The sequence below is a fragment of the Paenibacillus polysaccharolyticus genome, from assembly GCF_023714295.1.
GTDB classification, from domain to species: domain Bacteria; phylum Bacillota; class Bacilli; order Paenibacillales; family Paenibacillaceae; genus Paenibacillus; species Paenibacillus polysaccharolyticus_A.
On record NZ_JAMAUN010000005.1, the window covers coordinates 207,338 to 221,329 of the forward strand.

The following is a 13,992-nucleotide window of genomic DNA, read 5'->3' on the forward strand; positions in this document are numbered from 1 at the left end:
GGATGACACTGGAAAGACGGATTAATCGGCATCTGGACGGATTATTTGCAGGTGCACAGGATACACAGGAGCATCGGGAGTTGAAAGAAGAAATTCGCAGCAATCTCGCCGCACGAATAGATGATTATCTGGCCGGAGGCATGAGCGAGGAGCGGGCATTCCAGACAGCTATCCAACATATTGATGGTATGGAACAAATCATGAGTGATTACCGACATGTGAAACGTGTCCCTTACTGGACAGCACTGTGGCAATCCACCTTGATCTACAGCCTGGTTGCTTGGATTATCACGATTCCTACACGAGTGATGTTGGGCGGCGCTGCTCTAAACAATTTGCTTCTGATCATTAGCCTGATCGTGGGAGCAGCTTATGTATTTTATTTGGTAAGCAACAGAGGGGATGAATCTTCCGATCAGGATAAGACAACGCCGATTCGTATGCCGATTTTGAAGCAGTGGCAGCGCAGAGCATGGTGGCTGTGGGCAGCCGTTATGCTTGCGTTTTGGGGTACTCAGGCGGCATTGCGGTTTGGAAGCAATATTTGGTTTAACCGACCCATTCAGGTGGATGGACCCTACCAGCTCGCTGTCATTTTGATTGCTTTTGCGTTACCGCTGCTTAGTATTCTTATTCCTTTGGTCGTGCACCGGGCATACCGGATCATCAGTAAATATGAAGTGAGTGATGGCATATGAACAGAAAAAATGGGTGGATTGTTTCCTTGTTTATTATCGGGCTGCTCAGTCTTGTCGTGGTGGAAGGTTTCATTAATCCTAAAATTGCGGCAGATCAACGCCAATATGAAGCCGGGCAGAATAGTCCGCTGACGCATGATTTTACCGCTTTGGCTCAATATGAGAATGCATACATGGGGAATTTTTCCAATCTCAGTCACCTGAATCAGAGTCTGCCGTTACATAAGCAGTTGGATGGCTATCAGCTTTTTCCTGAGACATTGACGGCTCAGATTAACTACAGTCTGAATACAGATAAGATGGATGCGGTGCAACTTGATCGAATCCTCGTATATAACGCTCTTGCAAACTTTGTACTGATCGATAATCTGGAACAGATTGTCTACCAGTTCAAAGACACACAGGTTGTGTTTGAACGTAAGCTCGCGGAGCAGTGGGCTGGAACAGAGCTTAGAACGCTACAAAATTCGGAGCGCTGGGATTCGATCGTACGCCAGAAGCTGGTGGAACCGGCTGAAGTGCGGGCTGTATTTTCACAAATTGTTGACAATTCTTAGGGTTGAATTCGCTGGAAATGGGCAAGGTGCTCGACTCTTCTCTCATGCTATGTTATTATAAGTCTCTGATAACGTGGTAACGAACTAAAGCGTTTAAGCTTGGTCATAGACATGGAGGGGTACGAGAGATGAGAAAGAAAGCAATTCTACTATTATTTATTAGCATATGTATGATCATTATGGCGGGCTGTTCCAGCTCGGCAAGTAAAGACGAGAATACGATTATTGTAGGGATCGACGATAAGTTTGCTCCAATGGGATTCCGGGATGAGAAGAATGAAATTGTCGGGTTTGATATTGATTACGCCCGTGCAGCAGCGGAGAAAATGGGTAAAAAGGTAACTTTCCAGCCGATTGATTGGTCTTCCAAAGAGTCGGAGCTGAACAGCGGCCGGATCGATATGATCTGGAACGGATATACAATTACAGATGAGCGTAAAGAGAAAGTGCTTTTCACCAAGCCTTATCTGGAGAACAGTCAGGTTGCAATTACTCTGGCAGACTCTCCGATCACCAAGCTTGACGAACTGGACGGCAAAAACGTAGGATTGCAGGCACTGTCTTCAGCGGCAGATGCGCTGGCGGCAAGTCCTCTGAAGGATAAAGTCAAAGCTTCCGAATTCAAAGATAATGTACTGGCATTGACTGATCTGAAGACGAAACGTCTGGACGCAGTTATTATTGATGAAGTGGTCGCAAGATATTATATGTCTAAGGAAGAAGGCACCTTTAAATTGCTGGATGAATCACTGGCACCAGAGCAATATGGCATTGGGATCAAAAAAGGCAATGAGGAACTTCTCAATCAGCTGCAAAATGCGCTGGATGAGCTGAACGCGGACGGCCAAGCTGCTGAAATCTCTAAGAAATGGCTCGGTGAGGACAAGGTTCTGAAGTAAGAAGGATCATTTGGGATTAAATTGGTGAATTTGAAATTAGCCAGGTGAAATACACCTGACAAATAATGATGTGAGCTTTTCCCAGTTGGGGAAACTGTACTCACGAAAACGATGACCCCGTATTCCATGATGGAGCGATATGCTTCCAAGGAGTGCGGGGTTAACAGATTAGAGGAGAACTAATTCATGAATTGGGACTACATTTCAACGATTATAAAACCGATGCTGGAAGGTGCACAAACAACGATTTTCTTATTTCTACTTGCGATTGTGTTATCGGTACCCCTAGGATTCGCGGTAACGTTGGCGATGCGAAGCCAGTTCAAACCGCTGGCGTGGATTGCACACACATACGTCTATGTGATGCGTGGGACACCGTTACTTTTGCAAGTATTATTTTTCTGTTTCGGCCTTCCATTACTTCCGGTCATCGGAGAGTATCTGGTCTTTGATCGTTTCATTGCAGCGGCCATCGCATTTATTCTGAACTATGCAGCTTACTTTGCAGAAATCTTCCGGGGCGGATTGTTGTCTATTGATAAAGGGCAACATGAAGCGGCCAAAGTGCTTGGACTCACGAAGTGGCAGACCATGACGAAGGTCATCATTCCACAGATGGTTCGGGTAGTACTGCCAGCGACAGCAAATGAGGCAATTACGCTGGTTAAGGATACGGCATTGCTCTACGCTGTAGCTGTACCCGAGTTGCTCTATTATGCCCAAGCCGCAGTGAATCGGGACTTGCAACTCATTCCATTTTTCGTGGCGGCGATTATGTATTTGCTTATGACTCTGGTGCTTACCTTGTTATTCAAGGTTCTGGAGAAGCGCTTTTCGTATGAATAAATCAAATCTGTTCAATTAAAGGACTGTCTGCATATGACCTATAGTATAGAAGTAAATCAGTTGAAAAAATCATTTGGCACACTGGATGTGCTAAAACAGGTATCTTTTAACGTGGCGCCAGGGGAAGTCATTGCGGTTATCGGGCCTTCGGGTTCGGGGAAAAGCACAATGCTGCGCAGCCTGATCCACCTGGAGGATATTACGGGCGGAACGATTCGCATTCAGAATCAGACACTGGTGCATGATGGGCGATACGCCGCTTCTGCCGAGATTCGGAAGATTACCGATCGTATGGGCATGGTGTTTCAGCATTTTAACTTGTTCCCGCATCTGACCGTACAGGCTAACCTGGAACTCGCACCGAAGACGTTGAAAAAAGAGAGCACCAAGGCGATTCGCAGCCGTAGCATGGAGTTACTCGCCAAAGTCGGATTGTCGGACAAGGCCGATGCTTATCCGGCGAATCTGTCCGGTGGACAGAAGCAACGCGTAGCGATTGCCCGTGCCCTGATGATGCAACCGGACATCCTGCTCTTTGATGAGCCAACCTCAGCACTCGACCCGGAACTGACGGGAGAAGTGCTTCGCGTCATCAAGCAATTGGCACAGGAAAACATGACGATGATGATTGTCACGCACGAGATGAGTTTTGCTCGTGATGTTGCGGATCGTGTCTTCTTCATGGACAATGGCGAAATTGCCGAGCAAGGCCCGCCGGATCAACTCTTCGGTGCACCCAAGCTCGCACGTACCCAGACGTTTCTGCAGCGGGTCGATCTGGAAGGGTAATGGCGAAACGCGATTTAAAACAGGCGCGAATGCCAAGCTCCCATGAAATCCCTAGGGGATTCGCACCTGAGAATAGGCTGATTTGAACCCTTTTGGAATATTACCTTGAATATTTTAAGTGTTTTATATAAGATGAAACTAATTAGTAGAAGAATTAAACGAGAACACGTAATAAAGTATACAATCTATGCTTTTATTACGTGTTTTTTCGCTGTCGCACTTTGTATGGAGTGCGTGGATTGAAATATCGAATCGGCGATCAGCGAGTTTCGGACGAATGCGTCGCACTCTGTATGGAGTGCGTGGATTGAAATCTCAGGAGAGCCGCAGAAGAGGGCTGGAAGCCCGGTCGCACTCTGTATGGAGTGCGTGGATTGAAATCAACCTACCTAGGTTGCAGGCATGAACTGCATGTGGTCGCACTCTGTATCGAGTGCGTGGATTGAAATGAGTCGTTGTATGAAGCTTCGCGCAGGGTTATTAGTCGCTCTCCTTCTGGAGTACCTGGATTGAACTCTGATTTTCCCGGCTTCGCTCGCACCTAACACGCTAACGATCACAGAGAAGCTTATTTTCTCGTTTCGGCGACCTTTGGAATTCTAACGATCACCAGAAGCGCTATTTGGACTGAAACCCTCAAAATGTAGCGTAAATCGCTGTATTTCAAATAAATAAGCTTTCTGGTGATCGTTAGATTTTATAAATGCCTAAAATAGGCTGAATAGCGTGGCTGGGGATCGTTAGAATCTGGAAAACCGGAGATCGCCCACACTAGTGTGCATTTAGAACGAAACTTTCCCCATAGATAATATAGGTGAGAGAAACCTCGAGTTCATACGATCTTTCCAAGAGACACGCACCACTATTTTTGATAAAACTATGCCAGTTGGTTGATGCAGTCTTTAGTGTTATAGTTTTGACTGCGGGTGCATTTTACATATTAGGAGTATGATCAATATGCTACTTATTACTAGAAAATTAATAAATCGACTAAGCGAACCTTACAAAGATGCAGATATGCTGGCCTGTTATGTTACGTCACAAGCGATTTCCTCAACGACAACTCGAGCTATATTGCTGATCAATCATGACGTGCTTAAAATTTTGTTCCTCAACGTATTTTCTTCCAAAGTTTTTCAAATGGTTCGAATACCACTTTCAGATCTGGAGCAACAGCGACTCAAATCCGGGGTTTCGTTGGCATCGATATGGTCATTTCAGTCTCATGGTATTCATTATCGATTTAGCATCATTAAAAAAATGCTTACGCTCGGTTCCATGCAAGCAGAGTTTCTACAGTTTATTGATGAACATGTTGTGAGAGCCTGACGATAAGTATAGAATCTTTTTGCTTATAACATGAAGCCGGCAAAGGTTATTTTATTATAAAAACAAATTCAAAAAGGCATATCCATTGTCCCAACTCGCTGCATCACAGCTAGTCTGACATAAAGGATATGCCTTTTACATTTCTATAACCGTTTGTGTTGATATTTATATTAAATCCAACATGATAGCTAAGTTTTATACCAAAGCTGAATATCTTATCTAAGCTTGAAGCACAGCTCCACTACCAAGACTTTCGTTTTCTACCGTGTGATGTTTCAGGAAATACGTTAATGTACCGACCAGACCGAGAACAGCGAAGATACACAGAATGCCGATCTGATCCCAGGCAACGCCGAATTGTCCGCTGGAGATGACCGCTTTGTATCCCGTTACGGAGTACGTCATTGGTAGCCACGGGTTGAACACTTTCAGCCAGTTCGGAATGAGTTCCAGTGGGAACGTTCCCGCGCTGGTGGTGAGTTGGAAGATGAGCAGCAGGATGGCAATGAATCGTCCCGGATTTTCCAGCCAAGTTACCAATGCCTGAATGATGTACATAAAGCTCAGACTTGTCACAAAGCTGAACAAAAGGAATAACGGCACACTCTGTACCTTCAGGCCAAGCCCGTACAATACCAGTCCGGAAGCGAGCAAAGATTGAACGCCACTAATAATGGTGAAGGCAAGGGTTTTGCTGACAAATCGATTCCAGCCACTTGCGTCACTTACACTGCTGCCACGTGTTGGCACCACCAGCGTTGCAATCAACGCACCGACAAATAATCCGAGTGATAGAAAATAGGGCGAAAAACCTGTGCCGTAGTTGGGCACTTCGTTTAATTTGTGTTCATCGACATGAACAGGTTCGGCATACATCGTAACCAGTTCATCGGTCTTTTTGACACTGCTCGTTTGTTGCGCAGCGTCGTTTAATTTGGTGGCGAGTTCACCGGAACCGTCCGTTAACTTGCTCGTGCCTTTTTGCAGCTTACCAGCACCATCAGCCAACTTATGAGAAGCGTCCGTAAGGGTGGAAACTCCGCCCTCCAGCTGGCTAACGCCAGACAACAACTTACCTGCTCCAGCATTCAATTGCTCTGATCCTGTTGCCAATTTGGCACTGCCAGCGGCGGCTTCGTTTAATTTGGCATTGAATTGGTTGAGTCCGGCACTGAGCTTTTCTTGTCCGCCGGATAACTGTGCAGCGCCTTGTACCAGATGTTCTTCACCTTGAACCAACTGGCTACTGCCTTGATGCAATTGTTGCTGTGCAGCTTGCAGTTGCTGACTTCCGGCAACGAGTTGCTGTCCGCCTTGATAAACCTGCTCACTGCCAGCGGCAACGGCCTGACTAGCCGCGAGTAACTGTTGAACAGCGGGGCTGGCTGCCAGTTCGGGACTGGACTTTGCTAATTGAGCCAGACCTTGGGCGACCGCTTTTGCGCCTTCGCTGACTTTGCCGCTACCTTCCACGGAAGTTTGCAGTCCGGCGGTCAGCTTGGCACTGCCTTGTTCGGTAGCTGCGAGTCCGGCGTCCAGTTTGGACGCGCCTTCTTGCGCAGCTTGGATACCGGCATGCAGCTGTTTACTGCCAGCTGCAGCCTGCGTTGCGCCGTCACCCAGCTTGATGCCGGCGGCAGCTAATTGTGCGAGACCACTGGATAATGTGCTCGCGCCGGAGTGAAGATCACCTGTGCCTTTGGCGAGGGTGGCTGTGCCTTCTTTTAACGAAACGGCGCCGGTTTGCAGCTTGCCTGCACCGTCAGCCAGTTTCGCCAGGTTTTCTTTTAACGTAGCCGCCCCTTCGTCCAGTTTGCTTGCTCCATCATGGATTTTACCTGCGCCATCTCCGGCATCCGCCAAACCTTCCGAGATTTTCTCGACCTTATCCAGCAGGGTTTCGGTATATGATTCAGTGACTTTGGCAGAGACTTTGGAGCGAATCTGTTTCACCGCCGTACCGCCGATCTGACCTGCAAGGAAGTTGTACCCTTCGTTGGGCTCGTAGATCAGCTCTGCCGGAGCCGGATGCTCATCCATCAGGGTCGTTGCTTTTGCGGAAAAATCTTCCGGAATGACAATGGTCATGTAATATTTGTTATCCTTCATGCCTTGTTCTGCCTGGTCGCGGGTGACGAACTGCCAGTTGAAATCATCGCTTTTTTTCAGCTCATCGACCAGATTCTGACCGACCTCAAGCGATTTGTCATTGTAAACTGCACCCCGATCCGTGTTGACCACGGCGACAGGTAATTCATTCATTTTGCCATATGGGTCCCAGAAGGCGTTCAGGAACAGTCCGCTATATAACACGGGAATGAACAGCACAACGAGAATTGGAATAAATACTTTTGGTTTCTTGAAGGCGGATTTCAGATCCTGCCCAAATACACGCAATGATTTCATGATGTTCTCTCCCTATCTTACGCTTATCCCTTGTTTCTCTATTTAGTATAGTATGTGTGCGTCTGCGGGCGTTTCTCTAGTTGGGGGATAATCCATTTTTGAGAAAAAGACCTACAAACGCTTTGATCTGATCCTTGTGCAAGGTAGGATGCGCTTTATTCCAATCGGATGTTAGGCTGACGTATAACTTCAGTAGCACAAACGAGACCAGCTTGGGATCGTCGCTCCGAATCTGCTGTAACTCCATGGCCCGACTAACCTGACGCTCGAGATATTCGAGAATGGCTTTCTCTACTTTTTGCAGACCCTCTCTCGCTTGGGGTGTTCCGAAATCGTTGACCTCTTGGAAAAGCTTGATCAGTAGCTCATGCTCCTCCCGGTACTCCAGCAACGAGTCCATACTCTGATGCACGTTATCCAGAAAAGAGTTTTCCTCCTTCACGGTCTGCTCCGTGATCCGTTTCATGTCTGCAATAATCGAGCGCAGGATCTCATCAAACAATTCTTCTTTGTTCTCGAAAAAGGTATAGATCGTTCCTTTGCCCACATTGGCCAGTCTCGCCACTTGCTCCATCGTTGTGGCTTTGTAGCCAAACAGGGCAAAGGATTTCTCGGCAGAGTCCATCACCTGTTGCCTTCGATCTATCGTTTTCACGGCTATGCACCTCCTTGGGGTCTGACGTGTGTAATGGGTGAAGCGGGTAAAACACAAATTAGGACTGACCACTTTACTGTTTTGGTCAGTTGGTCGTTATCTAATGTAGCACTTGTGTATGGAGTTGGATGTGATCTATGTCATAGTTTGAAAAGTGGACATTGTGATGGTGGGGTGGGGAGAAGTTGGGAGAGTAGAGTAAGGTGCGAATGTGAAGCTCACATGAAAACCCCGGGAGATTCGCACCTTGAAAGTAGTGAAAATAAGGTCTTTTGATACCTTTTGGTAATAATGAGCTGGAAAAAGATTGAATTCATTGGCGGTAACACATAGAATAGTAGTGAAAAAACGTTGCATTGTGACGTGTAGGAAAGTACTATACTTGTTTTTCGCTGTCGCACTCCGTATGGAGTGTGTGGATTGAAATGGTAGTCGGATCAAAATGAACAATCGGCCTTTGGATCGCGTCCGGTGTATACCTCTTCTTCCTCTAGTATAATTAAACTGGGTAGTCATGCTGCCAATAGATTCGGAGTTCCGAAGATTAGAAGTTTTGAAGATGTTATCCATATATCTACCGATGAGGAGTGTCAGGACATGTCCATACATCACATAGGTCAAAAGGTTACTTTTGCCGATATCAAAACGAGGTTGCCTCACGAGAGCTGGATGTATACACACAATGAAGCACATGATGGCGAATTTGATGCCGAGGAAGTATCGCTGCATTCAGGTGATCTTCATATCAATGAGCTGTTGCTGGATGAGGGGCCTTTTTTAATTATGGTGGAGGGAAATCTGATCGTTGATCGTTATATTGGAAACACAGGATCGGACGCGGCTGCTTCTAACCTGGTTGTGCTTGGTGATCTTACAACGCCTTATATGCTCGTTGGAGGGCAGGAAATATATATTACAGGTAATCTTTATGTGGAGGATATGTTCTGGGGAGATTACAACCATGGAGAATTGACGGTGAGAGGGAGCGTAGAAGGTGGGCTGCTAGTAAGTACAGAGCAATATGGAATTCAGGTTCAAGGACAGCGGAAAGTGAAGCGTCAGCTTGAAGAGTGGGAGGATTTCGGACCATGGCAAGGCTTTGACATGCTGGAGTTATTTGTTCCTGAGTGTGTAATTGACGAAGATACAGAAGAGCCGTTTCCATGGCGAGAAGAGATGATAAAGAGGTTACAGCAGGGACAGCCTATCATTAAACGAGAGTATATTTATGCCGCAGAACTAGCGCCAGATGTACCGGATTGGTTCGAAAATCATCAGTTCACCGCTGAGAACATTGAGCGTCTTACTCACCCTTCATTATTACCTGTAAGAGAGCAGGGTGAGTTGCTGAACAGCTATGAGTTTTGGGTGGATGGACAGTTTTGCCGAGGTTCTGTCTACGGGGATGAGTATACGGAAGGCTATTTCCGGAGTCTGTATTTTCAAGACGACCAAGGCTGTGCATTGTTGCTCAAAATAGAGCCAGCAGGCCAAGCTTCAGGCTCTCTTAATGAACTTGCTGAGCAAGCGGGCACTCCTGTCTGGATGATCTCAGGCGCATATCGTTATGTGAACAGTGAGAACTCCGAATGGAGCGTATTTACGGAAGACTCACCTTCGGATATTCAGCAGTTAAGCAACCGTGGATGGGATACTTTGCTGCAGTCCGTATCGAATTACCAGTATGTCCGCACCTTGATTTCGCCGCAACGTATTCGTGAATTATTAGCGTTGCCTATCGCGGAGCCGTATGACGATTATTATGATGATGACCGGCATGGGTTGTGGATTGAAGACTTCTATTTTGCATTTCGACAAGCAGGTCAAATGTATAATGATGTTCCCCAGCCAGCTATGCTGCGTATTGGTAGAGAGTATACGGATACACAAGGGGAGACGAAGGTCGAGAAATACTTCTATACGCTACACCGGCATGCGGACGGCACGGAAATTGTGTTAATTGAATACTCGGCTCAGGAGCAAGAGGATGAGGAAGAGCCGTTGTTGCTTGAACTTCATTATGTAGGTGGTCCTCAATTACTACATGCCGTTCAATTGCTGGAACGAGGACGCAAAGAGCTGATGCAAGCGAATCAGGATCTGCTGGATGGGGAACTGCCCTATGCTGTTGAATCCTTTGCGAAGCGATATTGGAAATCCAAAGGATATCTTAAATAAAATAGCTACACTATAAAACAAGGCGCCTAGACAGGATATTGCACCTGAACGAGCGTCTCTGTTTGGAGTTCGTCGATTGAAAAATGTGAACTTAAGTAAGTTGTTAAAAAATAAAAAAAAGATGCTCGTCTGAGCACCTACACACTGGGATAATTTAAAATGTACAGCCAATTTGTGGTGTCTATGAATTTCTCTTTTTCAGATGTAATCATGTTCGCAACGTTAATTATTGCGCTCCTGACATACATTGATCGAAAAAAGAAATAACCCGCCATAGGTTGGAGGCCTGGCGGGTTATTTCTTCACCTTACGAAACACACTTGGAGGATTATCCATCGCAAATGCTGTACAGGAGTAGCCATTGGCCTGGCTACTCTTATTTTTCCTTACTTTCATTTTATTAAACATTCATGCGACATACAACCGATGTATACATATTTTTATTCTTTAACTTTAACAACGAAGCGCAATAGTACAATATTGATAGAGACTCGGAAAGGTGCTGACGAACAAACGATGAATAGCGAGCAAATCAAGTCACTTATCGGCGCGACCTCTTTGGAAGAGTATGTGCAAAAGGGAAAGTTGCCGCAGTGTTTACCAGCAGATGTTCAGATCACATTGAAGAAGGTTAGAGCACAGGCGGATGAAGTGTGGAGTGTGGAAGCGGAAAAACTCGAAGTAATTAGCTTTGATTACGAAGGATACACGGTGAATATGACATTCCAGATGGACGGGACGTACTTGTTTGATAGTGTGGATGTTTGGGCCGAAGTAGGGAACGGCGTAGGAGTAGCGACAGAAATAGATGTAGAGTCAGATTCAGGTTCAGTAGAGTCTACTTTAGTTACTTCTAAATTAGCTGCAATGGAGACAGTAGAACGTATTCAACAATTTGCGGCAAATTTGGGAATGCAACTGGAATGGTTCGAAATGGGTGATGAGCGAGTATGCCTGATGCCCAGCGCGGTGACGTTACACTATTTGAAGCAGCAAAATAGATGGAAGTTGGTTAAAATTGCGGGAGCTTATCGAAGCGTGGACAAAGTTAGGGCCGGCCTGAGCCGCATAGCTGATGCGGTGAATTAGTCTCGGACGAGCGCTAACGATCACAGGAGAGCTTATTTGGTCAGTTTATGACCTTTTCCAATTCTAACGATCACCACAGACGTTATTTGGAAGAAATACAGCAGAAAACGTCGGAAAACAAGGTGTTTGGAACAAATAAGGTTTCTGGTGATCGTTAGAGTTCTATGAAGCAAAAAATCAGGCAAATAGCGTCTCCTGAGATCGTTAGAATGAACGTCAATCAGAGCAAGCTAAAAAACCAAGGCATGAGTGCACAAACACTCAAGCCTTGGTTGATGGTACTTCTATGGCGCATACCGCCTATAATCAGTACTTGGTGATATGCCTGCAATTCCTCACAATTTCTGCGGGTTCTTATGCAATACAATTCACAACGACCGCATAATCTGTACTTCTCTCCTCCGCGGTATGCCCGCCCTGCCAAACTTCTCAGCTTACGCTTCTTTTACCTTAAAGAACGAGATGAGTTCTTGCAATTGCTCGGATACTTCAGCTAATTCGTCGGATGCGCTGACGATGGCAGCCATGGAAGTTTCCTGTTCGGCGATGGAGTTCTCGATGAGTTTGCTGCTGCTTGCTGCTTTGCTGACACTTGCAGACAGTTCGTCTGCCGTTGCGGACATTTCTTGTGTGCTTGCCGAGATTTCCTCGGTGGAGCTGGAGATATCCTGAATCTGGTTCGCTACTTTGTTGGTAGCGGTCAAGATATCTTCGAAGAAAGCTCCCGTTTCCCGCGTAACGTTGAGGCCTTTTTGTACTTCTTCCGAACCCCGTTCCATCGCGTCTGCCGATTGTCCGATATCTCGCTGAATCTCATCGATTAACACACGAATCTGGGTTGCAGATTCTTGGGACTGTTCAGCCAGTTTACGTACTTCTCCAGCCACGACTGCGAAGCCTCGTCCTTCTTCTCCAACGCGTGCTGCTTCAATGGAAGCATTCAGGGCGAGCAGGTTGGTCTGTCCAGCGATATCCGTAATGATACCGACAATGCTACTGATCTCATTGGAACGGTTCTCCAGAGATTGAATCGACGCATAGGTGTTCTGGACCGCACTTGAGATCAGGCCCATTTGGTCGATAACCTGTTGCATAATTTCATGTCCGTTATTCGAGCGTTGCTCCATGCTGAGCGCTTCATCGGCGACTTCAGCCGAGCTTCCGGCAATGTTCTGCACTACGGTAGACATCTCGGTCATGGCGCGTGCACTTTCTACAGTTGCTTTGTCCTGAGAGACGAGACCTGTTGAGATTTCACGGATGTTGGTGCTGATCGATTGGATATTATCGTTGTTTTTCGCCGAGATATCCAGTAGTTCTTTCGACGAATTCGAGAGATGACGAGATGTATTTTTGACTTTGAACAGAGTGGTATTGAAACGCTCGATCATCTCATTGAACTTTTCGTTAATAACTCCGAGATCATCTCGTCCTGTCCGAATCGTAACGTTCAGATTACCTGTGCTTACTTCCTCAATGCCTTTCATGAGGTCACGAATCGGGCGCATGGTTTTCTTCAGCATAATAAATTGCAGTACCATGAACAGAATCAGGAAACCGACCAGATACATCAGTCCGTACAACAGTAATTTATTCAGCCCTTTGGGAACGGCACTTGCATCAACATCAAAGTACAGTGCTGCGTAGATGGAGCCGTCTGCCTTTTTGATTGGATACATCAGTGTTGTCCATGTTCCGAAATCATCGGTATAAAAATCACTAAACGCAGGTGCACCGGTTGCATTCATATCATCGAGACCATGCTCAATCTGAGGAGATAACGGATAGTTTGTACCGGGCAGATACTTATCTTTCTCAAACGGTTCAACCAGACTGGTTGGAATCGCATAAATCGGAGCACTCTTTTCTTGATCCAGCTGTGAACCGAAAATGTAAGCTTGCGCGATATTGGGATTAAAGGTGTGGATGGAATCTAGATATTCCTTAAGCTTACTCTGATATGTATCGGAATAACTCTTCTCGGATGTAGCCTGTTCAACCTGACTTGTGTCCAGATCCTGAGACCATTTCAAGGTCGTAATCTCAGCTTGATCTTGCAATTGCTTGATTAATATACTTTTTTGCAACTGATAAGCTGCGGTGATCAGAATAATTCCAATCAGAGCGATGCTCCCGAATGAAATGATCAGATTTTTGGCGAAAAATGGCATGGTGCTCCAGCGAAGCTTTTTAAACAAGGTCATTCACTCCTCCTGTAAAATTAAAAAGGACTTCACCTGGACGTCGTATACGCTAGTGTTGCATTGCTTTCATGATGGATAGACATCTCCAATTACGATGAGATTTTCAATGTCGTTACAGATAAGAAGACTATAGTTGCTAATTATATTGTGTTTGTTCTTCACGTATATGAACTCCAGGTAAGTTCTACTCCTCAGTTATATCGTTATTTCGACATATTAATGTTAGATTTTTCAAACAAAATAGGACTTATGGACTGGAACTTTTGGATTATCTTCGTATTTTACGTAAGAAGTGTCATATTGTTATGAGTGTTCTCTCCTGATTCGAATTACGAAAATGTT

General features: G+C 45.8%; 12 protein-coding genes. 9 read left to right on the plus strand and 3 right to left on the minus strand.

Annotated features, from left to right (window positions below; translation table 11 throughout):
• The first annotated feature begins 2 nt into the window (after nt 1–2).
• From M3629_RS15130 to M3629_RS15155, 6 genes are all read left to right on the plus strand, one after another.
• Complete coding sequence (locus tag M3629_RS15130) at nt 3–698, plus strand: permease prefix domain 1-containing protein (protein WP_251507835.1); 696 nt, start codon at nt 3–5, stop codon at nt 696–698.
• Nucleotides 695–1,255, plus strand: a complete 561-nt coding sequence (locus M3629_RS15135; protein WP_251507837.1) for a DUF4825 domain-containing protein — start codon at nt 695–697, stop codon at nt 1,253–1,255. The genes M3629_RS15130 and M3629_RS15135 overlap by 4 nt, the downstream gene beginning before the upstream one ends.
• Before the next feature lie 128 nt (nt 1,256–1,383).
• Nucleotides 1,384–2,154 (plus strand): amino acid ABC transporter substrate-binding protein, encoded by a 771-nt coding sequence (locus tag M3629_RS15140; protein WP_251507839.1) that lies wholly within the window; start codon nt 1,384–1,386, stop codon nt 2,152–2,154.
• Nucleotides 2,155–2,340: 186 nt separating this feature from the next.
• On the plus strand, nt 2,341–3,000 hold the full coding sequence (locus M3629_RS15145; protein WP_090917706.1) for an amino acid ABC transporter permease: 660 nt from the start codon (nt 2,341–2,343) through the stop codon (nt 2,998–3,000).
• A 33-nt stretch (nt 3,001–3,033) separates the two neighbouring features.
• Nucleotides 3,034–3,789 carry an amino acid ABC transporter ATP-binding protein gene (locus M3629_RS15150; protein WP_251507841.1) on the plus strand — a complete coding sequence of 252 codons (756 nt, stop codon included), beginning with the start codon at nt 3,034–3,036 and terminating at the stop codon, nt 3,787–3,789.
• Nucleotides 3,790–4,746: 957 nt separating this feature from the next.
• Complete coding sequence (locus M3629_RS15155; protein ID WP_251507843.1) at nt 4,747–5,118, plus strand: hypothetical protein; 372 nt, start codon at nt 4,747–4,749, stop codon at nt 5,116–5,118.
• Between the two features lie 219 nt (nt 5,119–5,337).
• Here M3629_RS15155 and M3629_RS15160 read toward each other — a convergent pair whose 3' ends face one another.
• Both M3629_RS15160 and M3629_RS15165 read right to left on the minus strand, forming a co-directional pair.
• On the minus strand, nt 5,338–7,524 hold the full coding sequence (locus M3629_RS15160; protein WP_251507845.1) for a YhgE/Pip family protein: 2,187 nt from the start codon (nt 7,522–7,524) through the stop codon (nt 5,338–5,340).
• 76 nt (nt 7,525–7,600) lie between these two features.
• Nucleotides 7,601–8,179, minus strand: a complete 579-nt coding sequence (locus M3629_RS15165; RefSeq protein ID WP_154890699.1) for a TetR/AcrR family transcriptional regulator — start codon at nt 8,177–8,179, stop codon at nt 7,601–7,603.
• A 597-nt stretch (nt 8,180–8,776) separates the two neighbouring features.
• On the opposite strand from M3629_RS15165, the gene M3629_RS15170 reads away from it, so the two are divergent.
• The 3 genes from M3629_RS15170 (at nt 8,777) to M3629_RS15175 (ending at nt 11,446) form a co-directional block, all read left to right on the plus strand.
• On the plus strand, nt 8,777–10,357 hold the full coding sequence (locus M3629_RS15170; protein WP_251507847.1) for a hypothetical protein: 1,581 nt from the start codon (nt 8,777–8,779) through the stop codon (nt 10,355–10,357).
• Between the two features lie 183 nt (nt 10,358–10,540).
• On the plus strand, nt 10,541–10,624 hold the full coding sequence (locus M3629_RS28680) for a putative holin-like toxin (RefSeq protein WP_353056751.1): 84 nt from the start codon (nt 10,541–10,543) through the stop codon (nt 10,622–10,624).
• Nucleotides 10,625–10,837: 213 nt separating this feature from the next.
• On the plus strand, nt 10,838–11,446 hold the full coding sequence (locus M3629_RS15175; protein WP_251507849.1) for a hypothetical protein: 609 nt from the start codon (nt 10,838–10,840) through the stop codon (nt 11,444–11,446).
• A 434-nt stretch (nt 11,447–11,880) separates the two neighbouring features.
• Here the strand turns inward: M3629_RS15175 and M3629_RS15180 are convergent, their stop codons facing one another.
• Nucleotides 11,881–13,650, minus strand: coding sequence for a methyl-accepting chemotaxis protein (locus M3629_RS15180; protein WP_251507851.1), 1,770 nt, complete (start codon nt 13,648–13,650; stop codon nt 11,881–11,883).
• Nucleotides 13,651–13,992 lie beyond the last annotated feature (342 nt).

Coding starts and splice junctions, on each gene's coding strand:
- M3629_RS15150 (WP_251507841.1), top strand. CDS start 3,034: ATGACCTATAGTATAGAAGTAAATCAGTTGAAAAAATCATTTGGCACA.
- M3629_RS15155 (WP_251507843.1), top strand. CDS start 4,747: ATGCTACTTATTACTAGAAAATTAATAAATCGACTAAGCGAACCTTAC.
- M3629_RS15140 (WP_251507839.1), top strand. CDS start 1,384: ATGAGAAAGAAAGCAATTCTACTATTATTTATTAGCATATGTATGATC.
- M3629_RS15170 (WP_251507847.1), top strand. CDS start 8,777: ATGTCCATACATCACATAGGTCAAAAGGTTACTTTTGCCGATATCAAA.
- M3629_RS15160 (WP_251507845.1), bottom strand. CDS start 7,524: ATGAAATCATTGCGTGTATTTGGGCAGGATCTGAAATCCGCCTTCAAG.
- M3629_RS15180 (WP_251507851.1), bottom strand. CDS start 13,650: ATGACCTTGTTTAAAAAGCTTCGCTGGAGCACCATGCCATTTTTCGCC.
- M3629_RS15130 (WP_251507835.1), top strand. CDS start 3: ATGACACTGGAAAGACGGATTAATCGGCATCTGGACGGATTATTTGCA.
- M3629_RS15145 (WP_090917706.1), top strand. CDS start 2,341: ATGAATTGGGACTACATTTCAACGATTATAAAACCGATGCTGGAAGGT.
- M3629_RS15135 (WP_251507837.1), top strand. CDS start 695: ATGAACAGAAAAAATGGGTGGATTGTTTCCTTGTTTATTATCGGGCTG.
- M3629_RS28680 (WP_353056751.1), top strand. CDS start 10,541: ATGAATTTCTCTTTTTCAGATGTAATCATGTTCGCAACGTTAATTATT.